This is a genomic window from Cohnella suwonensis, from assembly GCF_042655365.1.
In the GTDB taxonomy this organism is placed as follows: domain Bacteria; phylum Bacillota; class Bacilli; order Paenibacillales; family Paenibacillaceae; genus Cohnella; species Cohnella suwonensis.
In genome coordinates this window covers 115,906-141,696 of the sequence record NZ_JBHSMH010000090.1, presented here as the reverse complement: position 1 = coordinate 141,696, position 25,791 = coordinate 115,906, and the positions used below count along the sequence as shown (strand labels likewise).

16 protein-coding genes are annotated in these 25,791 nt (G+C 49.1%); 2 read left to right on the top strand and 14 right to left on the bottom strand.

Going from position 1 to position 25,791, the window contains the following annotated elements:
• Nucleotides 1-25: 25 nt before the first annotated feature.
• The 4 genes from ACFPPD_RS21065 to ACFPPD_RS21050 form a co-directional block, all read right to left on the bottom strand.
• Nucleotides 26-3,100, bottom strand: a complete 3,075-nt coding sequence (locus ACFPPD_RS21065; RefSeq protein WP_209746209.1) for a hypothetical protein — start codon at nucleotides 3,098-3,100, stop codon at nucleotides 26-28.
• A gap of 67 nt (nucleotides 3,101-3,167) precedes the next feature.
• Nucleotides 3,168-7,640 (bottom strand): OmpL47-type beta-barrel domain-containing protein, encoded by a 4,473-nt coding sequence (locus ACFPPD_RS21060; RefSeq protein ID WP_378083245.1) that lies wholly within the window; start codon nucleotides 7,638-7,640, stop codon nucleotides 3,168-3,170.
• An 18-nt stretch (nucleotides 7,641-7,658) separates the two neighbouring features.
• Nucleotides 7,659-8,723: a zinc-dependent alcohol dehydrogenase gene (locus ACFPPD_RS21055; protein WP_209746206.1), complete on the bottom strand. Its 1,065-nt coding sequence runs from the start codon at nucleotides 8,721-8,723 to the stop codon at nucleotides 7,659-7,661.
• Nucleotides 8,724-8,956: 233 nt separating this feature from the next.
• A complete protein-coding gene (locus ACFPPD_RS21050; protein ID WP_209746204.1) occupies nucleotides 8,957-10,954 on the bottom strand; it encodes a beta-galactosidase in 1,998 nt (665 codons plus the stop codon).
• A gap of 195 nt (nucleotides 10,955-11,149) precedes the next feature.
• Here ACFPPD_RS21050 and ACFPPD_RS21045 point away from each other — a divergent pair, with 195 nt between their 5' ends.
• Together ACFPPD_RS21045 and ACFPPD_RS21040 are read left to right on the top strand one after the other, a co-directional pair.
• On the top strand, nucleotides 11,150-12,958 hold the full coding sequence (locus ACFPPD_RS21045; protein WP_209746202.1) for a cache domain-containing sensor histidine kinase: 1,809 nt from the start codon (nucleotides 11,150-11,152) through the stop codon (nucleotides 12,956-12,958).
• Nucleotides 12,951-14,537 carry a helix-turn-helix domain-containing protein gene (locus ACFPPD_RS21040; RefSeq protein WP_209746199.1) on the top strand — a complete coding sequence of 529 codons (1,587 nt, stop codon included), beginning with the start codon at nucleotides 12,951-12,953 and terminating at the stop codon, nucleotides 14,535-14,537. Before ACFPPD_RS21045 ends, ACFPPD_RS21040 begins: the two co-directional genes overlap by 8 nt.
• A 57-nt stretch (nucleotides 14,538-14,594) precedes the next feature.
• Here the strand turns inward: ACFPPD_RS21040 and ACFPPD_RS21035 are convergent, their stop codons facing one another.
• From ACFPPD_RS21035 to ACFPPD_RS20990, 10 genes are all read right to left on the bottom strand, one after another.
• A complete protein-coding gene (locus ACFPPD_RS21035) occupies nucleotides 14,595-15,455 on the bottom strand; it encodes a carbohydrate ABC transporter permease (protein WP_209746198.1) in 861 nt (286 codons plus the stop codon).
• 12 nt (nucleotides 15,456-15,467) lie between these two features.
• The gene (locus ACFPPD_RS21030; protein WP_209746195.1) at nucleotides 15,468-16,337 is read right to left on the bottom strand and encodes a carbohydrate ABC transporter permease; all 870 of its coding nucleotides are present in this window, start codon (nucleotides 16,335-16,337) and stop codon (nucleotides 15,468-15,470) included.
• A gap of 90 nt (nucleotides 16,338-16,427) precedes the next feature.
• On the bottom strand, nucleotides 16,428-17,801 hold the full coding sequence (locus ACFPPD_RS21025) for an ABC transporter substrate-binding protein (protein WP_209746193.1): 1,374 nt from the start codon (nucleotides 17,799-17,801) through the stop codon (nucleotides 16,428-16,430).
• A gap of 247 nt (nucleotides 17,802-18,048) precedes the next feature.
• Entirely contained in the window at nucleotides 18,049-18,921 is an 873-nt protein-coding gene (locus ACFPPD_RS21020) for a sugar phosphate isomerase/epimerase family protein (protein WP_378083193.1), read from the bottom strand.
• Nucleotides 18,864-19,712 (bottom strand): phytanoyl-CoA dioxygenase family protein, encoded by an 849-nt coding sequence (locus ACFPPD_RS21015; protein ID WP_378083190.1) that lies wholly within the window; start codon nucleotides 19,710-19,712, stop codon nucleotides 18,864-18,866. The genes ACFPPD_RS21020 and ACFPPD_RS21015 overlap by 58 nt, the downstream gene beginning before the upstream one ends.
• A 163-nt stretch (nucleotides 19,713-19,875) precedes the next feature.
• On the bottom strand, nucleotides 19,876-20,601 hold the full coding sequence (locus tag ACFPPD_RS21010; RefSeq protein WP_378083187.1) for an AraC family transcriptional regulator: 726 nt from the start codon (nucleotides 20,599-20,601) through the stop codon (nucleotides 19,876-19,878).
• Nucleotides 20,602-20,831: 230 nt separating this feature from the next.
• Nucleotides 20,832-22,982, bottom strand: a complete 2,151-nt coding sequence (locus ACFPPD_RS21005) for a golvesin C-terminal-like domain-containing protein (protein ID WP_209746187.1) — start codon at nucleotides 22,980-22,982, stop codon at nucleotides 20,832-20,834.
• A gap of 323 nt (nucleotides 22,983-23,305) precedes the next feature.
• Nucleotides 23,306-24,145, bottom strand: coding sequence for an AraC family transcriptional regulator (locus tag ACFPPD_RS21000; RefSeq protein ID WP_209746186.1), 840 nt, complete (start codon nucleotides 24,143-24,145; stop codon nucleotides 23,306-23,308).
• A gap of 29 nt (nucleotides 24,146-24,174) precedes the next feature.
• The gene (locus tag ACFPPD_RS20995; protein WP_378083182.1) at nucleotides 24,175-24,855 is read right to left on the bottom strand and encodes a helix-turn-helix transcriptional regulator; all 681 of its coding nucleotides are present in this window, start codon (nucleotides 24,853-24,855) and stop codon (nucleotides 24,175-24,177) included.
• A 202-nt stretch (nucleotides 24,856-25,057) separates the two neighbouring features.
• Nucleotides 25,058-25,513: a hypothetical protein gene (locus ACFPPD_RS20990; RefSeq protein ID WP_209746185.1), complete on the bottom strand. Its 456-nt coding sequence runs from the start codon at nucleotides 25,511-25,513 to the stop codon at nucleotides 25,058-25,060.
• Between the last annotated feature and the right edge of the window lie 278 nt (nucleotides 25,514-25,791).

The following is a 25,791-nucleotide window of genomic DNA, read 5'->3' as shown; positions in this document are numbered from 1 at the left end:
TACCCGATTTTATTTTTGCCCCGCTCTACTTAGGAAGCTTGTAAAGATTGGATTCTATCGCATAGAAAATATTGCCGTTCGCGTCCATCGTCATCAGAGTGACTTTCGAATTCAGGATTTTGGTATTGTCCGCGAGATTGTTAGGATCGAATACCGTTAGATAACGGCCGATCGTCGTGTACAGCAAGCCGTCGTGCCAATACAAGTAAAATCCTCGCCAAGGACTACCGCTTTCGGCATTCTTGTGGACGATTACGCTATCCAGAACGGAATTAGCGGGATCCGGAGCGTCGGGATCTATCTTGAAGAGAACGTACCCTGTGTCGGATCCTCCAGCCGTTAGAACTCCCCAAGCGCAGCCCCATAGCTTTCCGTCGGGCCCGATCGACAGATGCCCGATCATCTTAGGCTCCGCCATGCCGAGTATGTTCAGCGTAAACTCCGTGCCGATCTTGGCGTTGGTCGCTACATTCCATTTGAATATTTTGGCTAACGCACTCGGATTCGGGGTCGAATCTAAACCTCCTTCGACGGATGTACCTCCGTACAGAATGCGTTGTGGGCCGCGATAAGCGAGCGCGATGACGCTTTGATCCTGAACGACGTTGCGGAAAGTCAACCAATTTGCGCCATCGTAAATACTCAAGGCGCCTCCAAGCTTCCCGTAAGTCGGAATCGTGCCCACGAACAGCTTGTTTTCGCCGGACGTAAAGACATAAGGGCGATCTTGCTCCGAACCGATCGTATGAATAAGATTCGGCGTCCCCCCATAAGCGTACTGATAGATTTTGGCTCCCGAGTAGACGCCGAAATACGCCGTGTTGCCCAAGAACCCGATCTCTTCGATCTGATGAGGTCCGGGAGCCTGCACAAGATATTGACCGCTCGCATCGTCGAACACGCTCATTCCGCCCAAGAAACCGCCAAGATAAAATTTCCCGTCCGGCGCTCTGGCCAGGCTCTGGATATTAAGTGCACTTATCTCAGTATTCAGTTGATAAATCTCCAAGGTATCGTCGTCGGTAGGAGTATCGAATTTCGGATCGTAGAGCGCGTACCGCGTGTCCTCGAACAAAATGGCGAGCTTGTAACGGCCGTTGACGTTGATCCATTCCATTGCGCGAACAGCTGAATCCGGGAACTCGGTTACCGTCGTCACTAGCATCGGATTCGAAACGTGATTCGCCGAGTTGTAGGCATACAGCTTGCGGTCGAAAACGTTCTGATAAAACAGGAACGCGCTTGATCCGTTAGGGATCCGAGTCGAGATTCTATCAGGCCCGTAAATCGTTCTCACTACCGACTCGGATACCGAGTCCATGACGATCAGCGAAGACGTTTGGGCGATATACAAGAATCCGTTGCGAGATAAGATATCGGAAATAAATCCGTCTTGTCCCGTAATTCCGGGAAGCTCGATTTCTTCCGTCACGCCGTTAGTCTGGTTCATTTTGGTCAAATATTTAACCGCACCCGTTCCGGCGAAAAGATAATTACCCGAAGAACCAAGCCCCCGAACGTATCCCTGACACGGATGAAGCGTTCCCGGACAGGAATTGATCGAACCAATCGTGACGATCGGATTCGAAGGAGCAGCGATGTCGTAAGAAAACACTTCTCCGTTAGCTCCCGAAGTAGCTCCCGAAGTAGCCCCGTATATCTTGTTTCCCACCGCCTCCAGGTCCCAGACGAAATGATTGGAACCCGGATACTGGCCGACGGAGGAGACGGATCCAGCCGATACGTCGTATTTGTACAGCTTCTGGTTATTGGCTACCGTGCTGGCGAAGTACACGTTGTTGTCCGAGCCGACCGTTATCCCCCATACGACGTCCGTGCCGGGAACGCGCTCCGAATCGATAAGCGTCCTCGTAATGGCATCGAACACGTAGAAAGTCGCTGGCGAACCGTTCGTCGCGAAATACACCTTGTTGTTTTTTATCGCTCCGCCTTTCGTAAGCCTGCCAAGCGTCGCTTCGCCCAGATCGATGGGGGATTTGCGCGAGTGGGAGGAATCCAGACCTTTGAAATAGAACGAGACGTCGTCGAAATACCCTTCGCTCTTGGCGCCAGTCGAAGAATATAACAGTACTCTAGCTCTGATTGCTTTAGGCGGAGCCGTTCCCGTCACGGTGACAGTGTTCCAAGCGCTATTCGCGTTAGTTATCCCGGTGGAAAAGGATCCGACTTCGTGTTCGCTCTTGCCATCAGGATTATTGTAAAATTTGATGTAAGCGATTTGGTTGCCGGACACCAATTTGGATTTCAGATTCGCTTCATAGGTAAGGCCTTCCTCCACGTAGATCGTATCGCTGTTTACCCCTACGCTTCCCCCTGGGTTCGTATCGTTGTTGTCCCAAATCTTGAGCACTTTCGAACTTCCGCCGGGATCCGTGACGATCGAGGTTTGAGTATTGGTCGGTTGCGAGTCATCGAATAAACTCCATTTCTGAGGAAGCGTCGTACCCAACGTCGATTCCTCGAATCCCGGATTCAGTACAAAGTTGTAGTCGGCTAATCTAAAGAATTGAGCATTGTCTACGTTCGCCGTCAATTTTACGTTCGACGTAGAATACAAGAAAATCGTCGCTTTTTCGGCATCGAGCGGCGCCGTCCCTTTGACTTTAATATCCAGCCAAACGTTTAATGGGGAATTCGTCGGAATCGAATACACGGTTTGTTTCTGTAACGGCTGTCCGCTCGTACCGAACCATCGAATCCATAGCGCCGAACCGTGTTCCATGCTCTCAATATTCAATTTAATCGATGCTTCGTAGGTTTCTCCCGGGTCTACGTCCAACAGAGCGCTTTCCGCTCCGAACGATTTGTTCGTTCCCGTCACCGTCTTCACGAACCGCAGACTTTGGCTGCCGCCGAATTTTTTCGAGGACGATATCGTGAGCATGCCGTAAGAAGGATTCCAATAATTCCAATCCGGAATCGCGCTGGATGTCTGTTCGCTCTCGAATTCGGAATTCGGAACATCCTTTCTCGTCAACGTATCGCCGGCGCTAGCGACGGCAGGAAACAGGAAAACGGTGATCAATAATGCCAACACGCCAGATAACAACCCGATTCGAAGATCTGCTCTTCCTATCATGGTTTCATCATCCCTTCCAATATATTGGATCGTGTTTGACCATTTCAACCCTGTTTAACCCCTCTGCTCATGCCTGAAATTCGATAATAGGATCGGTTGCGACGTTATTAACCGAATTCCTGTTCGTTCCCCCGTATGCCATGGAGAAGGTATAAGAACCCGGCAACAACTCCTTCCGGGACGCTCCTTCGACCGTCGTGCCGAAAGTCTTCCAGCCCCCTGCGTAATAACTCGCTATGCCCCCGTCTATCGGATTTCCCTCGCTGTCCTTGAGTCGTACGGTAACGCCGACCGTCCGGAAGACCACGACGGGATCCGTTGCCGTATTTTGCTTGAATTGCTGGCGAGTTCCCTCGTAAGTCATCGCGAAATCGTACGATCCGGACAATAATTCCTTGCCGATCTCTCCCCCATTAGTCTCACCGAACGTCTTCCAGCCTCCCGCATAATAGGCTACGGATCCCGTGTCCAAGGGATTTCCCTCGCTGTCTTTCAGCTGTACCCTTACGTTGAAAGTCCGGAATACAACCACCGAGTCTGTCCCCGTATTTTGCTTGAATTGCTGGCGCGTCCCCTCGTAAGTCATGGCGAAATCGTACGATCCGGACAATAATTCCTTGCCGATCTCGCCCCCGTCCGTGTCTCCGAACGTCTTCCAGCCTCCCGCATAATAGGCTACGGATCCCGTATCCAAGGGATTTCCTTCGCTGTCCTTAAGCTGCACCCTTACGTTGACCGTCCGGAATACGACCGCCGAGTCCGTCCCCGTATTTTGCTTGAATTGCTGACGCGTTCCCTCGTAAGTCATCGCGAAGTCATAGCTCTTGTCCGGAAGCGATCTGCTAACCTGACCGTTCGCGTCCGTGACGCCGAAGTCTTTCCATCCGCCGTCATAATAAGACACGACTCCGCCGCTTAACGGATTTCCGTTGCTGTCTTTGAGTTGCACGCTGACGGATGTGACCGCGAGCGTAAAGCTTAACGATTGCGGAGGCTCAACATTTCCCGCTTTATCCGTTGATCTGTAAAGCAGATTAATCTGCCCTTGCTTATTGAATGTGACGGGCGAAGTATAGGATTGCCACGTCGTCCCGTTATCCAGACTATACTCCGTGCTCTGCACGCCCGACGCATCATCCGTTGCTTCCAACGTAACCGTAACGGGACTCAGATAAGAGCCGTTCGGGCCGTCCGGCTGCGAAGGAGAGGCGTTAGCGGTAGTTACGGGCGCCGTAATATCTTGGCTAACCGTAACCTCGATCGTATTCGAACGGATTTTCTTTCCTCCCAAGGTGATATCCGCGTAAATATTCGCCGTTCCAGCCTTAATAGCTTGAACCTGCCCATTCTGGACGGTCAGTACGGCTGGATCGCTGCTAACGTACGTAATCGCGTAGCCCTGCCCTGCCAATATGGCTGCCCGATTGTTAGCCAGAACGCCCGAGCTTAGGACAGGCTCGCTTTCCCCTACTGCCAACTCTGTTTTTTCCATCGTTATAGCGGAAGTCGCTAAGGGTACAGGCAGCTTGAACAACGTTGGTCCCGATGTGTAATAAATGCTTCCGTCCGAGCCGAGGTCCATCAGATTCGTCTGGGTTTCCGAAAGCTTGCGGTATTTCAACGTGTCGGGATCGAACACGGTGATGTTGCGCGCGATGGTCGTATAGAGGAGGCCGTCTTGCCCCCAATGCAAATAAAAAGCACGCCATCCGCTGCCGCGACTCCCGTTCGGATATACCAACTTGCTCTTCGCGATCTCGTTCGTGACGGGATTCATGGCATAGATCGCATAGATCGTCTCGCCTTGACCGTCTTCCCCCCAGGCTGCGCCCCACAGCAATCCATCCGGACCGAAGATCAAGCCGCCGAGCAGTTTGGGCGTAGGAAGACCGGGGATAGCCGGTAAGAACTCGTCAAGCTTCGCGTTTGCCGCGATGTCCCATTTGAACAATTTAGCCGCCGGTGCCGTGCTGTTGATACCGAGTCCCCCTTCGATCGAAGTTCCTCCGTATACGATGCCATCCTTATAGGCGAGCGCGATAATGCTTTGATCCTGCACGACGTTCGGGTAGGACGTCCATTCATCGTTCGTATCGTCGAATATGGCCAAGCTGCCGCCGAGATGTCCATAGACCGGTATCGTTCCCACGAAAAGCTTGTTATTTCCGGAAGCGAATGCGTACGGCCGGTCTTGGCCATCGGGTATCGTGTAAACGAGTCTCGGATTATCCGTCGCGGAATTTCCGAAGCGGTAAGGCTGGCTTGAATCGTAACTATAAATACGAGCTCCCGAATAGGCGCCGAAATAGGTTTTACCGTTCAGAAAACCGATCTCCTCGACTTGATGCGGCGAATTCGGAATGGACATTTGCATTTCATAGGATTGCGAAGCCTCGTCGAAGATGCTGAGGCCGTCGATGAACCCTCCGAGGTATAGCTTGGCGTCCGAACCCATCGCCATGCTTTGGATATTGACTCCGGATCTCGTCATCGTGATTTGACGAGTCTGCAAAGAGTGATCCTGCGGATTAAAGAGCGTGTATTGGCCATTGTCGTATAAGATAGCCAGCGCTTGATCACCGTTAGGCAAGGCGACCCAATTCGACGCCTTGCTCCCTGCTTCCGGAAGCGTGTTTTCTGAAGTTACGGGTCCTACCGAATTCGTGGCGACGTTATACGCCCATATATTGTTCGAAAATTTATTGCGGTAATAAAGAATATTGGAGTCATACGGGGACGGCGGAGAAAGAACGCCATCGAAGGCTTGAGGTTGCGTGTAGTCGAAATGGAATTTTTCATCGAACGTCTGCTCGTCCAAGACGATCAGTCCCGTGCCGTGCGCGACGTAGAGGAGACCGCCGTAAACCCATACGTTGCTTACGAAACCATCCGTTCCCGTAACGCCGGGAAGCGGAATTTCGATTCTGGCTCCGGTTCTTCTATCGATCCTCATCAAATGCTTGAAAGAGCCTATTCCGGCATACAAATAGTCGTCGGTCACGCCGCTTCCCCTGACGTAGTCCTGACCCTCGAACATATTGCCCAGGTCGGCGAACAAACCGGTATTCGTATCGTAGGTGAACACTTCGGCGTTCGGATAGGCAGACCCATAGATAAGGCCGTCTGAACTCGCGTCCAGATCCCATACGAAATTCTCGGAAGGATTATCCCCCGCCAAGGTGATCTTATTAACGGTCGCAGTCGGGTCGTACTTCCAAAAGCTGCGATTGTTCGATGCGGCAAAATAAACCTTATGATCCGACCCGACCGTCACCGCCCAAGTTTCCGTCGTTCCGGGAACGACTTCCGAGTAATTGATGTTTCCGGTTACCGCATCGACCGCATAAAAAGTTCCCGGAGCGCCATTGGCCACGAAATAGATCTCGCCGTTTCCAATGGCTCCTCCCGCGGTTAACGCGGTGAGCGTCGCTTTGCCTAAATTAAGGGGTTTGCCGTATGCAAACGGCAAGTAAAGCGGATCGTACGGTTTCCGGGTAAACGTGACGTCATCGAAATACGCTTTGCTTTTCGCCCCTGCGCCGGAGTACAGCAATATCTTCGCGGTCCTCGCGCCAATAGGAGCTATTCCTTCCACTTTCATCGTGCTCCAAACATTCAGCGGGCTGGCAAACTGGACGGAGGGCGTCCCTACTTCAATATTCGAAGAATCGTAATATTTAATATACAGGACTACGCTTCCGCCCGAGATTAACCGCACGTTCGCTTTCGCTTCGTACAAGCCGTCCTCATCGATGCTAATGGCTGAGGTCATAACCCCCGCAGGGAGCGTCGTGCTGTCGTCATTGATCATGAGGCTGGATACTCCGCCGGTCTGCTCCGCTTGGCTTACGGACACGGATCCGGACGGGGTTCCGGAGTACGATCCCCATCCAGGTATGGAGGTGCCGACGAGAGGCTCTTCGAAGCCGGGATTAACCGGGATGATCTGACCGGGCAGGCGGTTGAATTGCGCCTCGTCCGCATAAACCTTCATCGTGACGCCCGAAGATGCATAGATGAAAATCGTCGCGAAGGCGGCATCCGCAGGTGCCGTCCCCTTCACCCGGATATCCAGCCACTTGTTTATCGGAGGAGTGTTGACCGTACTAACCGCTTGCTTGTTCAACGGTTGCCCTGCCGCGTTATGCCAGCGGATCCAAAGCGCCGGATTTCCGATAGCGCTTTCAACATATAGCTTGACCGCGGCTTCGTAGGATTCGCCGGGCGTGACGGGCAGCTTTACGCTTTCCGCCCCGAAACCGCCGGCCGTTGTCTTCAATAGCTGCATGCTTCGATTTCCGGCGAATTTAATCGTATTGGACAAGGAGATTCCGCTCTGGATGCCCGCGCTGAAATAACCCCACCCGGGGACTTTTCCCGAGACCAAATCTTGTTCGAATCCCGCGTTGGTTACCGCGATCGAATCCGTGGATTCGGCGGCATTTGCGACCGGCGGCTGGAAATACGTTAAGCATAATAATAAAGACAGAAACACCAACAACTCTTTGCGAAGCCCATTTCTTCCTACCGTTGACGTCATCAATCTCATCACCCTTCTTCAAAGTAAATTCAGACTTGATGAATGCGCGTAACTAAGCGGAAAACTTGAATGAGGCTCCTCCTTTCCGTAATCGACTACAACGCCGAGCACGTCTCGCGGAGATTTTCCAAGCATTTCGTAAGCCTCCGCCAAAGTAGATAAATTCATCTCGTGAGAGATGAGCGCTTGGACCGAAATTCGTTTTTCTTCGAGCAAACGGATAAATTCCGCCATATTGCGGCCTTCCGTCCACCGTACGTAACCGATCGGATAATCGACTCCCATGCGTTCATAGCTGTCGTCATACCGTCCGGGACCGCCCGCGCGAGAAATGAGTACCCTCGCTTCTTTGGAGAACATCAGCTCCCGATCGAATTCCATCTTGACATCGCCGACGATAACGACGGTTCCTCTATCGCGAATCCAGCGGAGCGCTTGATCGATAATGCCCGTATTGGCGCCGTTCGCGCAGATGATGATCGCGTCCGCGCCTTGCCGCGAGGAGATGGAATCGATTGCATCGCGGATATCTTCCTTCCGGCTGTAAGCTTGCGCCCTACAAGTCTCCGAAAGCTTGGCGCAGCGTTCAGCCAACAGATCGAATCCGATGACCCGGTAACCGGCCGCATCCGCGACCTGGGCCGCAATTTGACCCAAGATACCGAGCCCGACCACGACGACCGATTCCCCAAAACGCAAATCCGCCTGCCGCAACGCATGAATGGCGATCGAGCCGATTCCGACGAAAGCTGCTTCATCGGAAGAACAAGTATCAGGCAGCGGAACGACTAAGTTCTTCGGCACCGACAACGTCTCCGCATGTCTGACGTAAGGAGAACCGTAGCAGGCGACCCGCTGTCCTATCCGCAATTGCGATACGCCCTCCCCGATTTCCCGTACGATCCCCATCGCGCTGTAACCGAGAGGAATGGCATTCTCGGTGTTTAAGTTTTTCAGCAGCAGTTCCGTTCCCGAACTAATCGCGGAATATCGCGTTTCGATCAACACATGGTTCGCTTCGATGGAGGGTTCTTCCGATTCCATTATTTCAATCTTGCCTTTCCGTGAAATCACTGTTTTCATCTATATCTGATCTCCTCTGCGTCCGATCTCTCTGTTCTCTTTAATGATCTGTGGTATATATTTGGTTCATATTATTATGTTATGCGGATATGAAAATACTGTCAAACCCTTTTTTTATCGTTTCCCTCCTTTAAAATAGAAAAAAACCCCGATTCATGACGATATCCGGGGTTAATCATTTGAAGTTCTAAAACGAAAATTCTACATGTGCATCAAATAAGAACCAGATTTCCTTACTCAAATATCGCAACGCCGAAACCATCTATCGTGAATTCGCCGTTCGCCGAACTCCCCGTTAGAAGTTCCGCGAATAAACCGTTCAACGAGATTTGAGCTTCATGCATGCTATGATTCATAACCACGAAGAACTCCCGACCGTCCTTCCGCTTTCTCACGATTTCGATCCCTTCGCCCGAACCGGATATCGGAGAAGCTTGAATGCCGGCCGAGCCGGCCACTGAACCCATCAATTCTCTTAACGCCTTCTCGTCGAGATCGCAGCCTATATAATAGGCGCGTCCTTGTCCGACGTCATTGACCGTAATCGCCGCCTCGCCATCGTAATATTCATCGGAATAAGTTGCCACCGTCTGTGCTCCGATCGAATGCAAGACGTCGCACCACACGGAAGCAAATGCCGCGCCATCGTTAACGCGTAACCCCACTCGGCGTCCATAATTCAGCGAATCGAACTCTTCCACCTCTACGCCGCATAACTCTCGGAAGTCTCCCGGCAACGTTTGATCGGTCATGGCGTTATTCCACGTACGAGAGCCGGAACGGAACGTGAAGACGGCGGTTCCTCCGCCGGCGACATACCGGGTGATCCACTCTTTAATAGAAGGATCAGATAGATGGAACGCGGGAAGCACGACGACTTTGTAAGGCGATAAGTCCCCTTTCACGCTGACCAGATCGACGTTGAATCCATGGGCGGAGAAAGCATCGTAGTACTCTTGCAACAGCCTAGTATAGTCGAAATTCCGATTATGTCCTTGGATGCTATGGCTCCACAGATGATCATAAGATTTCACGATCGCGATATCGGCGACCACTCTCGCGCCTTCCAATACCGGAGATAATCGCGCGAGCTCCCCGCAAGTCGTCTGAATCTCCCGGTATCTTCTCCTCGGTACCGAATCATGATCCAGAATGCCGTACCAGTATTGTTCGGCGCCGTAACGGGCGGCGCGGAACCGGAAATAGACGATGCCGTCCGCGCCGTGGGCGACGGCTTGGTAGGTCCATAGGCGAAGCTGTCCCGGTTTCGGCGTATCCGCGAGCACGTTCCATCCGCAAGGACCGCTTTGCTGCTCCATGACCCAGAAGTTTTGGTTCTTCACTCCTCGCATCAAGTCGTGCGCCATGGCCGCCTTCCGATAGGACGGTACATCCCAAGGGTAATCGAGGTAGTTATCCCACGATACGAAATCGAGCGGCTCCGATAACTTATAATAATCGATCTCCGGAAAATGCCCCATTAAATTGTGCGTAATCGGCTTATCGCTCAGCTCTCGAATCAAGTCGATCTGAAGCTGCTGATAGCGGACGACCGCATCCGACGAGAACCGCTTGTAATCGAGCACGAGCGAAGGATTGTGTCCGTGGTAGTCCGGATCCGCGCCGTCGCATACGCTGTAGGCCGGCAGGATAAGCTCGGACCAATCGCGGTACGTTTGGCTCCAGAACACCGTCCCCCACTCCTCGTTCAACCGCTCGATCGTGCCGTATTTATCCTCTAACCAGTCGCGAAACGCTGCAAGACATTTTTCGCAATAGCAATACGTCGTGTCTTGGCACCCGAATTCGTTGTCGATCTGCCAAGCTTTAACCCGTTCATCCTTGCCGTAACGTACGGCGACAGCTTGGACAATGGTTCTGGTCAGCGCCAGGTAGTCCGGATGATTGACGCAGTAATGCCTTCTGCTGCCGAAGCCCCTCGTTCTGCCGAACTTATCCTTCTGATAAATCGTTGGATACCGATCCATCAGCCATTTGGGAGGCGTCGGCGTCGGGGTACCCAATACGACTTTAATCCCTTCCTTATCCATGCATCCGATGGCTTCATCGAGCCATGCAAAATCGTATAGTCCCGGTTCCGGCTCTAATTTCGCCCAAGCGAATTCGCCCATCCGAACAACGTTGAAATTCGCTTCTTTCATCATCCGGGCATCCCGTTCCCAAAATTCTCGCGGCCATTGTTCCGGATAATAACAAGCTCCTAATTGCATTTAATCCCTCTCCCCGCATGCTCTAGTCGCGACTTCCACTTAAGGATACCGGCGAGGGACATACGGCGACATGATCTAACTTACGAATATTTGATGTATTATGACCTCACCCTGCTGGCACGCTATATTGTGTGATAAAATGATTCCATACGTAAATGTAAGCGTTTTATCGCAAGGGGAGCGTGGTTCGACATCATGCCGATATTACGTAAAAGCTTCATGTTCAAGTTTCTGTTGATCTTCATGCTGTTCATACCGTTGCCGATGTTCTTGGCCAAAAGCTATTTGTCCGGCAAAATCGTCGACGAGCTCGTGAAAACGAACCAAAACAAAAACCTTCAATTAACCGAACAAATCGCGGCCAACATCGAGGAAACGATGCGCAAATTCATCTTCACCGCGGCCAGCGTCAACTTCGACAGCGAAGGATTAAATTACGAGGATACGATTATTCCAGCCCTCAACCGATGGCACGATGCCAAGGACGAATACGAGAAGCTGCAGCTCTCCGACCAGATCAATAAAAAAATGAACTATTACTTCAATTACACGACCGACTTGCTCGGCGCGTTCTTCGTCTTCCCCGATAACCGGTATTACGGTTATCGCAACTCCATTCCGAACGAGCCGGATGAACTGCGCGTGATGGAATGGTACGGGAAGCTCAAAGGCGGAAGTCCCGGCAGCGTATCCGTCGCCGGCAAAGTCCGCAACACCCTGAACCCGCTGACGCAAGGCGAATATACGATCGGAGTAGCCGCCTATCCGCCGGATACCGGCAATCAGAATATCGATTTCATCTATTTCGCGTTCAAGACGGATTGGTTGGAAACCGCATACACGGACTTAAAGCTCTCCCACATCGGCCAAGTCGATATTTTCACGTCCGAGCGACAATCGCTGACGCGCGGCGACCGAAGCGATCCCATGCTGGAACTGTTGAAAGATTCGCCCGTCTGGGAGCGCAAATACGGTTCGTTCCGCTATCGGAGCGGCGGACGGGATTTGCTGATTAACTACTACACGGTCGAGAACACGGGCTGGAAAGTCGTCAGTACGATCGCTTACGGGGAATTAACGAACAGCGTTCAGAAGATCGTAGGACTCACTTCGCTTGTCCTGCTGGCCGTGACGTTGCTTTACCTGATCGTATTCGTCATATCGGCGACGACGACCGTGCTCGTTCCGATCAAACGATTGATCCGTCAGATGCGCAAAGTGCAACAAGGCAATTTCAAAGCCGCGCTGACGATCAACGGTAACGACGAATTCGCTCATCTTCATGGCGCGTTCAACTCGATGGTTACCGAAATCCAATTGCTCATTCGCAATATCGAGAACGAAAAACAAGAAAAGCTGTTAATGGAAATCCGCGCTTTGCAGTATCAAATCAATCCCCACTTTCTGTTTAATACGCTTCATTCGATCTCGGTCATGGCGAAGACGTTCGGCATATACAATATTCGGCTGATGACGGAATCGCTGACGAACTTGTTGCACAACACCATGGACAAGGGCGATCACGTCATCACGATCGAGGAAGAAATGCAGTTGCTGAATCATTACGCGTATCTCATGGCGTTTCGTTATCAAGACAAGTTCGAAGTGGCTTTCGACGTGCCGGTCGAGCTTCAGGATGCAGTTATCCTCAAGTTCCTGCTGCAGCCGGTGCTGGAAAACGCGATCATTCATGCTTCCGACGATCCGTTCCGCAAACTGCATATCCAAGTGAGGGTCCATCGTGCGGATCAATCGCTATTGATCGAAATTACCGATGACGGGCAAGGCATGACGGCCGATAAAGTCGATACGTTGCTCGAAAGTTCGCAACATCAATCCGACGCGTTCAACAAAATCGGCATTCATAACGTCCACCGTCGCATTCGTCTGACTTACGGCGAGAGGTACGGCGTTCGCATTCGCAGCGAATGGGGTTCGGGAACGACCGTCAGCTTGGAATTGCCTTATTTAGAGCGTCAATCGAAGGAGGATGCGGATGCCTAACCTATTGATCGTCGACGATGAACCGCTCATTCGCATGTCGATTCGCGCATTGGGCGACTGGGACTCTTGCGGGTTCCGCATCGTCGGCGAAGCCTCCAACGGACTCGAAGCGCTCGAATGGTTGAGCGACTCGCCGGACATCGATATCGTGCTTGCCGATGTTAACATGCCCAAAATGAACGGCATCGAATTGCTGGGCGAAATCAAAAACCGTCGCCCCGACCTTGTCGTCCTGATGCTTAGCGGATTCAAGGATTACGAATTCGTCCGGGAAGCCTTTCGGCTCGGAGCCAGAGATTACGTGCTGAAATCCAATATGAATTTCGAAGCGCTGGTCGCTCAGCTCGGCTCATTCATGAAAGAGAAACAACGGCTGGAGCCTGCTAACCCTTCCGAGTCGTCTACGCTCGTCCCCGACAAATCGAAAGCGCTAGAGAAGCTGTTGTTCGGCGTCCTGAAGGGCGACGTCACCCAAACGGTTCAAGAACTGGGACTTCGCATTAAAGCCCGTAATTTAGCCGTTGCCTTACTGTGCATCGACGACTTCCGAATGCTGCAAGACAAATTCGATCCCGTCATTCTGATGAATATCGTCGATTCTTCCCATCAACTGATCAACCAGAAGCTGAACGAATTCAAGCTCGGAGAGTGCCTGGCGCTCTCGCAAGACCGTTACGCCCTTATTTTGCATTTCCCCGACGCGCACGGCGAATCCGCTTTATTGCAACAACGCGCGATGTTCTTCCAGCAATTGCAGAGCGCTTTCGCACGTATGCTGAATTTGTCCGTCACGATCGGCGTGAGCTCCTTCAAACAAGATTTCGGAGCGCTCCACTCCCTTTATCAGCAAGCGCTGAAGTTCGCTGATTTAAAGCTGCTGTATGGCAAAGGATCGCTCATTACCGAGAATGAAGCACGTCAAATGGAGGTGATATCGGACTTTACGATTTTCGGAAGGGAAAAGAAGCTGCTGCAGGCCATCGAACGAATGGATGAAGGCGCGGTTAAAGCCGAATTGCAGCTGATCATGAAGGACATCATCCGCAGCCGTCCTACCGGCAGTTCCAACGTTCACGGGTTGTACTACGAATTGCTGTACTTGATCTTTACGTTCCTGCGCGACAAAGGCTTCGGCACGGATGACACGATCGGTCAACGCAATGCCTTCCATGCCCTCAACCGGATGGATACGATACACGAGATCAACGGTTACATCGAGCAACTGTTGCTCAAACACATGTCCGATATGAAAACCTACAACGAAGGCACTTCGAGCAAGATCAAAAAAGCGATCGATTATATTCGAGCCCATTACGCCGAGGAAATCACGCTTCGTTCATTAAGCGAACATCTACAGCTGAGCGAAAATCATCTGAGCCGCATGTTCACTAAAGAAACGGGAGAATCGTTCATCAGTTGCCTAACCCGTACAAGAATACAGAAAGCGAAGGAGTTGCTGAAACAATCCGATCTTCCGATCGGGGAGATCAGCGAAGCGATCGGCTACGCCAACCAAGAGCATTTTAGCCGCGTATTCAAAAAAGTCGAAGGCCAGTCCCCTAGCGCATACCGCAATTAGAACTCCCTAAAAAGCCTCGATCGCATGCGATCGAGGCTTTTGGCGTTGAGCGACGAGCTATTCCTTCACCGCGCCGGCTACCAACCCGGCAAAAATGTACCGTTGCAAGAAGAAGTACACGATTATCGTCGGCAGCATGATCCAGAGGATACCGGCGCTCATGCCCGCCCAATTGAGCGTCCTGTCTCCGTAGAACAACATCAGCGAGGTCGATAACGTCCTGAATTTCTCCGAAGGGATGTACAGGTAAGGAATGTACATATCGTTGGCGATATCGACGAACTTAATGATCGCCAGCGTCGCCGAGGCCGGCAAGACGAGCGGGAATATAATCTTCCAATAGATCTTGAAGTATGAAGCTCCTTCCATCATCGCCGCTTCGTCCAGCTCGACCGGAATCTTGTCCATGAACTGCTTGTAGATAAAGATTTGGACCATATCCGCGCCGGTGTAGATTAGAATCGGCGCCAATAGAGAATTATAGATCCCCAGATCTTTAATCAATCCAAACCGCGCGATTTCGGTCGTATAGAAGGGAACGATGATGCCGAAGACGAACAGCGCCAACACGACCCTCTTGAACCTAAAGTCGAATCTGGCGATAATGTAGGCCAACATGGAGCCGATAATCATGTTCGCGAGGACGCTGACGATGCCGATGATGGAAGTATTCTTCAAAGACAGGATGACGTCGGCCTTGCGGAAGGAAGAAATCAAGTTATCGAAATAGAAGCCGTTCGGCAACGCCAACGGATTGCCGCTCGTAATTTCGGACGTCGTCTTGAACGCCGCGAATAATAGCGTGGCGAGCGGAACGAGTACGATTACCGCGATCGCGATCAACAAGCCATGTTTCGTAAAGGCTACCGGCAATCGCCTGCGATAACGTCCATTGATCTCGATTTTCAAGCTGCTCATAGCGTTCCCTCCTTACCTTCTTATCGTGATCAATTTACTTTGCACGAAGCTGATGATGGCAATGAGCAACATTAAGGTAATCGCCATAGCCCCCGCTAATCCGAAGTGATTGTATTGGAATGCCGTTTTGATCGTATACACCATAAAGGTAGAAGAATCATAACCCGGTCCGCCGTTCGTCACGAGGAAAGGAATATCGAATACTTGGAGGGCTCCCCTGACGTTAAGGAACAATATCAGCTCGATGACCGTAATAATTCCAGGTACCGTGATATGCCGTAGTTGCTGAAAGCGATTCGCGCCGTCGATCGTCGCCGCTTCGTAATAGTCGGCGGGAATGGATTGCATCGCGGCGATGAACAAGATCACATGAAGACCCGAGTACTTCCATAACGAGATGAACACGAGCGTAAAATTAACCACATGATTATCGCTGAGCCAGCTTTGGCTTAACCGGTCCAATCCGAATAAATGAAGAATCTGATTCATCGAACCTTCCGGCGAGAAGAAGAAGGTGAACATGTAAGCGACGGCCACGCCGTTGATGATGTAAGGCATAAACGTGACGACCTTATAGAACTTCGCCGCCCTCAACCGACTAACGAGCACGGACGCCACGACGATCTCCAAGGGGATCGCCAACAAGTGGATGACGAAATAAGTCGCATTGTTCTTAAGCGATACCCATACTTCGTCGGAATGCATTAATTCCTTGTAATTATCCAATCCGACGTAATGAAGGCCGCTTGTCAGCCCGTCCCAGTCCGTAAAACTCATTTGCAACAATTTGAGAGTCGGATAGACGAGCAACATCAGCAGCAATGCCATTGGGACGAGCAGGAACGCGGTAATGATGATTTTCCTCTGCGTTTTGTAGCTCATGCCGGCATCTCCTCTCTGTTATGGTGACGAAGAAGGCCGCGCTGCTATGTACCCGCAGCGCGGCCCCGCTAGCCGGATTACCGGTCGTCCTTATTGAATGCCGAGCTTCTTGCGCGCCTTTTCCCATTTGTCGTTTAAGGCGTCCAATTGCTTCTGGTAATCTTTGCCCGTGAGCATGTATTGACCGATCACATGAGTGTCGAATTGGACTTCGTTGCGGATTTTATTGAAGTTCTCGTCGCCCGGGATCAGCATCTTTTGCTCGTATTTCAACGTGTCCGCCGCTTCTTGGAATACGGTCTTCTTGCCGGTCGTTTGAACGTCTACCGTTGGAACCATTCCGGTTCTCTCGATATAAGGACCGTATACGTCGTTGCTCAAGAACCATTCTACGAGCTTGCGCGCTTCGTTCGGGTGAGAGGAGTTTTTACCGAGCACGAAGAACAAATCGACCTGCCCGACTTGCGTGATCGTTTCGCTCTCCGTATCAACGTCGGGAATCGGGAACACGCCAAGATCGTTTACGTCGCCGCCGAGGCGTACGTAGTCCGGATAGAAATAGTTACCCGCAACGAACATGGCCGCTTTCTTGTTCACGAGCATATTCTCGGCATCCGTCCAGCTCGTATCAAGCGCCTTGCCCAAGACGTCCGCGTTAATCAATTGCTCGAACTTTCCGAATGCTTTCGAGAACGGGCTGTCAGGGGTAAACGGCCTGTCGGATTTGGCCAAGTCGCTTAACAACGTCGGTTGCGATTTCCCGATCGCCTCCGGCAGCCACTCCACGAACGGGTAGACGGGCCACTTATCTTTGCCGCCCATCGCGATCGGCGTATACTTGCCGCTATCCTTGATTTTTGTCGCCAATTCAACGAACTCCGGCCACGTTTTCGGAATTTGGAGACCCAGTTCCTCGAAGACGGATTTGCGATAATAAACCCAGTCGCTCATTACTTTCATCGGAAGACCGTAGTAGTCGCCTCCCGTTGCTTTGTTGTTGTCGTATACGCCAACGAACTTGTTGCTCGTGACCAGCGGATCATCCTTTTTCCAAGGAGCAACCGTGTTTTGAAAATCAATCAGATTCGCAGCCTTCAGGTAGGTAACGTCAGGAAACTCATTGGCCGCTTGCCGGATCTTCATCGTCTTCGTCAATTCGTCCGCGTTAGCGAAAGACTGCAAGTCCACCGTCACATTAGGCAAAGCCGCCGCGAACGAAGGGGCCGCGATTTGTTGTTGCCAGAAATCCAATTCTTCGGCGAACACCGCGACCGTCAACTTTACTTTTTCCCCGCTGCTTCCGCTGTCGGAAGGCGACGCGGATGCCGATGCGCTCGGGCTCGCGACCGCGCCGGAAGAAGCGCCGGCGTTCGAATTGTTGTCGTTTTGTCCGCAAGCCGTTAATACCGTCGTCAGTAGAACCGTGCTTAATACCGTGCCCGATAACCATTTTTTCTTGTTCACCGTTGCTGCTCCCCTTTTCTTAGTTAGAATTTCTTTGCCACTTTAGAATAACCGTCGTTCGCATCGCTTTACATGATCGAATTTACGATTTTTTGATCAAGGTTGATCGATAATAACACATAAAAAAACAAAAAAGCCCGCGAAAGCGCGGACTGCATGCGGACCGAGAAGCCTATCTATCTCGAAGTCGTTTTCACGGCGGTCTTCCGAACGAATAGCCGAGCTGACCGGAACATTGGAATGTTCATCAGCTCTGAATGTTTTCCTCCATGCAAGCGATCATCCATCGACAAACCTCCCATGCATCGGAAACCGGCGCGTTCGTAAAAGGGAGCGTGTGCATGTAACCCGGCGGTCCGTATTCGGGACAAAAAGGAACGGACTGTTGGCCGCGGGCCGCATGCATGCGATAGATTTGCCTCCACCAGATGAGGTGACTTCTGAGTTCTGAAGCATATTCGGGAGCACCAGGGTGCGGAACTTGTGGACCCTGCGCATAACCGACGCGTCCGTGAATGTATATCGTTCGTTCAAAGACTTGCGTCAGGTACTCGAGTTGATCCTCTAATAGCGACTCGCATACGCAGCACCAATGGCTGAGATCGGCGGTCAGCTTCAAATCCGGAACTTCCCGAAGCATGGAGGATGTAGCCCAGGGGTTGAACAGAGCCCGACCGCGATGCGTCTCGTGACCAACTGCGACTCCCAACTCCGATTCGACCTTGACCGCTTTCTCGAAAAAGAAAACTTGCTCCCGGAAAGGCATTGAATCCTTCGCACTATGACAGTTAATCAGCATTGGCTTGAATTGAGCAGCCCGCTCTGCTTGGTGACAAAATGAAGACAAATGATCGCCACCAGTTGTACCGATCAGAGGAATATATTCCATTCGGTACCGGTGCAGCAGCTCCTTAAAACGGTTCGTATCCTCATGGGTAGGCAGCCCGGATTCAATTCCTTGATAGCCGGCTAAATGAATGCGTTCGAACTGCTCCTCCAGAGACCCTTCCATACCCCAAAGCGATTTAATCCATATTAAGGCCTTTCCGTCATTCTTCGTTGTCATATGCCCCATTCTTTGCGTGCTTGCGCAACCGGCTTCTCCTTCGTTTTCCCCCATGCATAATGCCCCTTCGGCTTCTTGCCAACCCATCTCTCGTCAGCAGGTTCAGAAGCAAGCTGGTAGCGCGTATCCGAACTAATCCTGTATTCATTTGTCGTATTATTTAACGAGGCGTGCATCATATACATGCCGAAAATAATGACGTCCCCCGCATGAAACTCTGTTGTGGCCCATTGTCCGCCGAACGTGTCCACAATCTCGATCGGATCTTCGGAATACCAACCGGTCGCCACGTTGTCGCGATCCACATCCATTTCGCCGTATGTCTTTTTAATCTTATCGAAATGCTGTGATCCGAGGCACATGGCTAGCGTCCCTTTTTCCAACGAAATGTCATCGAAGGGCGTCCACATCGTATAGACATTTTTCGTGCCTCGTCCCATGTAAACGATATCGTAATGGGCTCCCGTATTGCCTCCTTTGGCAATCGCCCGCGGCCATTTGAAATCGTAAGTCATCGCCGGCCCCCCAAGCAATTGATCAAAAAACGTCATAACCGCGGGATTGTTGACCACTTCCAAGAAACTCGGGAAATCCGCACTCAAATCTTCCGCTCCATTACTCCAGAGCGCTGATTTATTCTCGTTTCCGATGACGCCTTGTTCAGACGGGGCATTCGGGTCAAGCCTTCCCATCTTCTGCAGCTGTGCCAAAAACTCGTTTCTTGCCTTTAGCACAAGCTCCCGGTCATGAAAGCCTCTAAGCAATAAATAACCATCCTCTTGCAGTCGGGCTGCAAGCGCTTCGAAATCACCTGAAATGTCGTTTGAATCGCGCAGCTTCGTCAAATATTTGCTTCCCATTTCCAAGTTGCTTTGTCCCATTTGATATCCCATCTGTTCATTTCCTCCCTTATAGATTAGCGTTTGTTGTTAGACTAATCATATCGGGAGAGCCGCTTAACGTCTTTAGCCAAAAGCTTCTGGAATTTACGCAAACCCGCACTTTCTATTACTCATGATAGAGACGCTGCTGCTTTCTCCATTCACTAGGAGAGTACCGTTCCCGTTTTTTAAACCATGAAGAAAAAGAGTGCAGTTGCACAAATCCGATCGATTCCGCGATCGTCTGCATATCTTTATCCGTTGAGCTCAGAAGCCACTTCGCCTCTGACAACCTGTATTTTTGCTGATACTGCTTTGGCGTCATGCCATAAACGCCATAAAATCGTTTGCGAAACCCTTCTTCGGATAAAGCCGCCCGCTCCGCCAACTCGGAGATTAGAAAGCTTTCCCGCAAATGCTGGCGCATATAGTCCGCCACATGAGTGACAGAAAGTGCCACACGCCCTGTCTGGGAATGCTCGCACAAAAATAACAGGATGACTTGAATCCATGCCGAGTAGCTTTTCTGCGGGTCCTTCAAAGACGAAGACGCTATTCTCATCCATTGATGAAAGAGGGTTTCAATCTGCTCTTGATCCATCCGGGATAACGTAATGACCCTGGGATGCGATTCCGGTACAAGAGAATCAAACATCGCCTTTGGTTCGCGAGGCAAGCCATCCATTAAGAGGACGCCGAACCGAATCGGAGTTACCGCATGAAACGAATGCGGGATATTGGCAGGGATCAGGACAACCTGCCCGGTCTCGACCGTGTGCTCCTCACTCCTCCATCGGAAAAGCCCCCTTCCCTCCAGAATCATCGCGAGCTCCACGTTTGCGTGCTGAAACATCGTCGAATCTTCCCAGTCGTGACTATGTGTTCCGATAAAAGTCCTAACGTTTAGATTTTCACGCAAATGAGCATCTCCTTTATTTACATGGATTCGGAGTGGCACTAATACCATTCACCCATGAAAAATCCTCCTCATTTCGTTTCTGAGGAGGATTTTCACATAGCGCTTGAAGTACAGAATTTAATCAATTTCAATATTCTGCAAGTGATGTTACATGATTACAAATTTCATTGTTTTACGAATTTCACCGCATCGGCCATGACATACCCATTTGCGCCGGAGTTGCTAATTTTCACATTCCCTCCAGTTCCTGCACTGAAGGTATAAGTGCCTAACAAGTTCCATTGTTGGTTTCCACCTGTTGTCTGGTTTACGGTTACCGTTGACGTTACGCCTGCGTGGAGGATATCAACCGGAGCATTGGTTGCCCGATTGGAACCTGCAGGCCACATCATATATACGCTATACGTTCCTGCCGACGGCAAAGTAGGAGTGAATGTTACGCTTTTAATACCTCCGTTATGCAAATAATCAGCGCCATATCTATTTGTGTCAAAGGTACTCGTAGTCCATGTGCCCACTTTTGTTACTCCACTTGAAGCAGCATTATCAACAATAACGCTGACGGACGTATCTTTTACGAATTTCACTGCATCAGCCATGACATACCCATTCGTGGCGGTGGTGCGAATTTTCACATTCCCTCCAGTTCCTGCACTGAAGGTATAGGTGCCTAACAAGTTCCATTGTTGGTTTCCGCCTGTTGTCTGGTTTACGGTTACCGTTGACGTTACGCCTGCATGAAGAATATCAACCGGAACATTGGATGCCCGATTGGAACCTGCAGGCCACATCATATATACGCTATACGTTCCTGCCGACGGCAAAGTAGGAGTGAATGTTACGCTATGCGTACCCCCGTCATGCAAATAATCAGCGCCATATCTAGCAGTGTCAAAGGTACTCGTAGTCCATGTTCCCACTTTTGTTACTCCGGTTGCATCAGCATTATCAACAATAACGGATGTTGGTGTTGGTGTTCCCCCACCGGCAGGCGGAATATCGCTCGCGCTCAGGTTAATCATATAGGTGTCAGCGGCCAACTCGTCGACCACTTCCCAGTTGGTATTGAATAAGACTTTTGTAAAGTCACGATTCGGTACAGCCTTTGGTGCCATCCAATAAGTTTGACTCTGAGGCATTTGTGCAACGTGATTGTGTGCAAGAGGATATATTCTCGGGTTAGCTGTAAGCTCTAATGCAAATACTTTATCATTGAACCATTGCACAGGGCTTCCATGCTGATAGGTCGATACAAGCACCCATCCTGGTTTATTATAGGCTTTACCTGAGAAGTGTATCGCTGTGTCAGCGCCACTAACCTCCCAGATATTGAAAAGAACGGTCTTGACACCGGTACCCATATCTACAAAATACACTTCCCCATTTTCGTAATCAATGCTCACATAAGCATCGTTGCCATTTGGAAGTAAAGCAATATCGGAGTGTTCGCCACTATCTGCTAATTTGCGTACGAATTGAAGATTACGGGTGTATTGCACGGCGCCGGTAGTTCCTGCAGAATTATGAACACTAATGACTACGTTGTTTCCTGAAGGAGACATGCTGACGTGATCTGCAGCACCTAAGCCATTGGCTGCCGTAGAGGTTATGGTTGCAATGACAGTTTTGGTCTGATTGTCCCAAGTGAAGTAGCCAAGTTTATTCCAAGATGCATCACTACAAACGAAAGCCCAATAGCGTCCATCCGCAGAAGGTGAGCCTTCTGTTTTCGTTGTCACACCAGCGCAAGTTGGCCAAGGAAGTGTCCCATTTGCGATTAGAGGTACAAAATCTGCAACGACTGTTGGTGTAATTGGATTAGCCGTTACATCAATTGAGTAAAGTTTTCTATCTAGTCCCCAGTCACCTAAGTAGTATAAGATATTTGGATTCGTGGGATGCCACTGGGGTTCTGTGTCAGCTACGCCAAAACTGAAAGGTAATGTAGTAATCATGTTATATGGCGCGGCTGCATTATATATATGCCAATGATTTTCCACACTACCATAAATCAATATTTTTGTATTATCACTGTTGAATGATTGTATTCGGGAATAGTTGTTAATTGCAAATGTGCCTACTCCATCAGCCGCCGCATTTGTCACACGCGTAATACTAGTGCCGTAAGTCGGGTCCGTATAGGGCACATTTTTGGCTGGCTTTAGCATTCCGGTTGGCATAGGCGTATTGTCCTTGCCTTCTATTGCGAGTGTTGCATGGGTTACGCTGATATTGATCTGACTCAGCATTGCCATAAACATTGCAATGACTAAACTCATGCCTATCAAACGTCTCGATTTCATGAATACTTTCATTCCATTTCACGCTCCGTTTTCATTTTTTTGAATACATTCTTCCTTAATTGAATTATTTGATCTCCTTCTCTATGATCGTATCTGCTCAATTTCAACTCCTTTTTTAATGATTGCAATCGGTCAACTTGAAAATGTTGACAAAGAAATTGTAGATCTATTTATTCGACTCAACTCCTGTTATCTAACTAAAAACTAATGATATATTGCTGGTTTATATATGTAATTTTACTGTTATTTCGGAAACGGAGGGATTGGAATGGATGTGGAAGAGATTTGCGTGGATACGGAAGGGCGACGTGCAAGAAATTTCGAGTGGGTTATTTTTATGTCAGACCACGTTCCCTTACCTTGCTTGGCAAAAAACCTAAATTACACTTGAAATGACGGTTAAAATTAGATAAATTATGAAATCCGCATTCGTAAGCGACATCCACGATTTTCATTTCTGTATCTTCGAGCAACCTAACCGCATGAGTTAGCCGAATTTGAATCAAGTACTCCAGCGGTGAAACCCCCGCTATTTTTTTAAATATGACGCTGAAGCGGGAGGGCCTAAGGAAAACAAGTTGGCTTAAGGTTACTAGATCCCATGCTTTAACATAATTCTGTTCCATTACCGTAATTACGGAACTTATTTTTTTCAATTGTTTGACGCTTACCTTAGTGCTTTTATTATTGTTGCCTGCCATAACATCACATCTAAACTCACGCCCGATATAAGCCAGAAAGAGCAGCAGAAGCGAGCGGACTACGGAAACATAGGAAGACTCCCGGCGCAGATTTTCATTCCACATATCTAACAGAATGGAACGGAGCTCTTCCATTCTCGGATGATCGCGATCAAGCAGATTCGTATAATGAATACCCATCTCTTTGAAGGGGGATAAAATTCCGGGATCATAGCGCAAATCAGTCAAAAGCCAGGAAGCATCGAAGGAAACGACCAGAATTTCCAGTCCGTTTCGCTCATACGCCCGGTGGAGATCATTGGAATTAATGAGCAGAATGTCACCTTCATGAAATTCTATCATTTGGCCATTGATGATGTAGTAACCTGTACCTTTCATGATTAAATTGATCTCCAAGACATCGTGCCAATGCAGCCTTCGATATAAAGGAGATACTCCCGCAGACTCATTGAAGGAGATAGGATATGTTTTCATCAGACCCGCTCCTTAACACTTTGACTTCCTCAATCGAGATTATATTCATCTTGAGCTCGTATTTTCTGAAGGTAATTGTAAATTGTAAATTTAGAAACATTTAATACCGCTGCGATATATTCATGTGCTCCCTTAATTAAGAAAGTGCCTTTTTGTTCTAATTTTCTTACGCACTCAATTTTCTCATCCAAATCCAGTTGACCTGGCGCTTTATTAAATTCTTGCAGAACCGACCTTACCAGGCCCTCGATTATTTCTTTGACGGAAGTATAAAAATTTTCAACAGTCGTTTGATTGGCTTCAAAATTAATAAATTGTTGCAATTCGCCATTCAACTGCATTAATAAACTAATATCAAAATTAATGCAAAGCGCACCGATGATAACCCCCTCTTTGTCACGTAAAAAAACCGTCGAAGATTTTAATAATAATCCTTTATTAGTCGTGGTTGTATAATTTTGAATATCCTTTATTTCGGAACTTGGTTTCTTAAGCTCTCTTAAAACCAAGTCAGTTATCGGAGCCCCTATTTCACGATTAGTAATTGTTCCCGCTAAGTGAATTAACGATCTATGGAGATCGCTAAAATCATGAACGGCTACTTCACACCGTGGACCAAACATATTAACTAAGATATTAGCCGTACGAATGGCTTGATCGAATATGTGATCGTCTTTTCTACTCCCATTAACTTTACGCTTATCTGCCACCTCAACATCCCCCTCATCGTTATCTTTTCTTACTTTGATATGTAATTTATGTTACAATTTTTTTTGAATTATTACAATATTATTGTAATGCTACGTCAAATAAAAAATACACAAAAAAAAAGACCATCGACACTTTCTCGACAGTCCTAGAGTCCGAAAGGACTCTTCCGAGCTTGTATAGCAGCTTATTTTTTGTTAAGCATTAGTCATAGCTTATAGAAACTACGCGAGTTTTACCCTCGAATAAGCTCGCTTTGACAGAAATTAGAGTTGTGTTGCTATTCACTGTGAAAGAAGTCGTTGCTTGACTTTGAGCACTATTATATGCATATCCTAAAAAGTGATTATCATCATAGACAGCTAACGGGATAAACGTACTACCAGGAGATGTACTCTCGACAGTAACATACACTTTGTGAATATATATTTCGTCGTTTGGAAAATAATAACCGGCATACCAATCGATTTGACCATAATCCGCACCGGAATCATAATAGAGATTTTTCTTGCCAAGGTATTTATTTACATTAATAATCTTAGTGTCACTTTCCGGGTAAACTTCGAGTATAGGCGCCCAACTTGCAGCAGCAACTCCCGAAAATGCTAGTAAAAGGCAGCTTATTAATAACCCTATAAATCCCATTCTTAATTTTCTCATCGTTATCCTCCTTTTTCTAAATACAGAGTTTATTCAATTATTGCTCGGCGTTTTCTTGAATCAATACCCACTCCTTTCTTACAATTGCATCTGCTGACAAAGCAATTGTAGATCAAATGATTCGACTCATCTTCTGTTATCCAACTTATTACTGATGTTATATTACTGGTTTTTGAAAAATCCTCCTCATTAAGTTTCTGAGGAGGATTTATTCAAAGATCGATATTCTGCTGTAAAAGTCACATTCCTACGAATTTCATTGTTTTACGAATTTCACT

What these genes read in the sequence shown, in the direction of transcription:
- ACFPPD_RS21065 (WP_209746209.1), bottom strand. Translation starts at nt 3,100, where the DNA reads ATGATAGGAAGAGCAGATCTTCGAATCGGGTTGTTATCTGGCGTGTTG.
- ACFPPD_RS21060 (WP_378083245.1), bottom strand. Translation starts at nt 7,640, where the DNA reads ATGACGTCAACGGTAGGAAGAAATGGGCTTCGCAAAGAGTTGTTGGTG.
- ACFPPD_RS21055 (WP_209746206.1), bottom strand. Translation starts at nt 8,723, where the DNA reads ATGAAAACAGTGATTTCACGGAAAGGCAAGATTGAAATAATGGAATCG.
- ACFPPD_RS21050 (WP_209746204.1), bottom strand. Translation starts at nt 10,954, where the DNA reads ATGCAATTAGGAGCTTGTTATTATCCGGAACAATGGCCGCGAGAATTT.
- ACFPPD_RS21045 (WP_209746202.1), top strand. Translation starts at nt 11,150, where the DNA reads ATGCCGATATTACGTAAAAGCTTCATGTTCAAGTTTCTGTTGATCTTC.
- ACFPPD_RS21040 (WP_209746199.1), top strand. Translation starts at nt 12,951, where the DNA reads ATGCCTAACCTATTGATCGTCGACGATGAACCGCTCATTCGCATGTCG.
- ACFPPD_RS21035 (WP_209746198.1), bottom strand. Translation starts at nt 15,455, where the DNA reads ATGAGCAGCTTGAAAATCGAGATCAATGGACGTTATCGCAGGCGATTG.
- ACFPPD_RS21030 (WP_209746195.1), bottom strand. Translation starts at nt 16,337, where the DNA reads ATGAGCTACAAAACGCAGAGGAAAATCATCATTACCGCGTTCCTGCTC.
- ACFPPD_RS21020 (WP_378083193.1), bottom strand. Translation starts at nt 18,921, where the DNA reads ATGGGGGAAAACGAAGGAGAAGCCGGTTGCGCAAGCACGCAAAGAATG.
- ACFPPD_RS21010 (WP_378083187.1), bottom strand. Translation starts at nt 20,601, where the DNA reads ATGTTTCAGCACGCAAACGTGGAGCTCGCGATGATTCTGGAGGGAAGG.
- ACFPPD_RS21005 (WP_209746187.1), bottom strand. Translation starts at nt 22,982, where the DNA reads ATGAAAGTATTCATGAAATCGAGACGTTTGATAGGCATGAGTTTAGTC.
- ACFPPD_RS21000 (WP_209746186.1), bottom strand. Translation starts at nt 24,145, where the DNA reads ATGAAAACATATCCTATCTCCTTCAATGAGTCTGCGGGAGTATCTCCT.
- ACFPPD_RS20990 (WP_209746185.1), bottom strand. Translation starts at nt 25,513, where the DNA reads ATGAGAAAATTAAGAATGGGATTTATAGGGTTATTAATAAGCTGCCTT.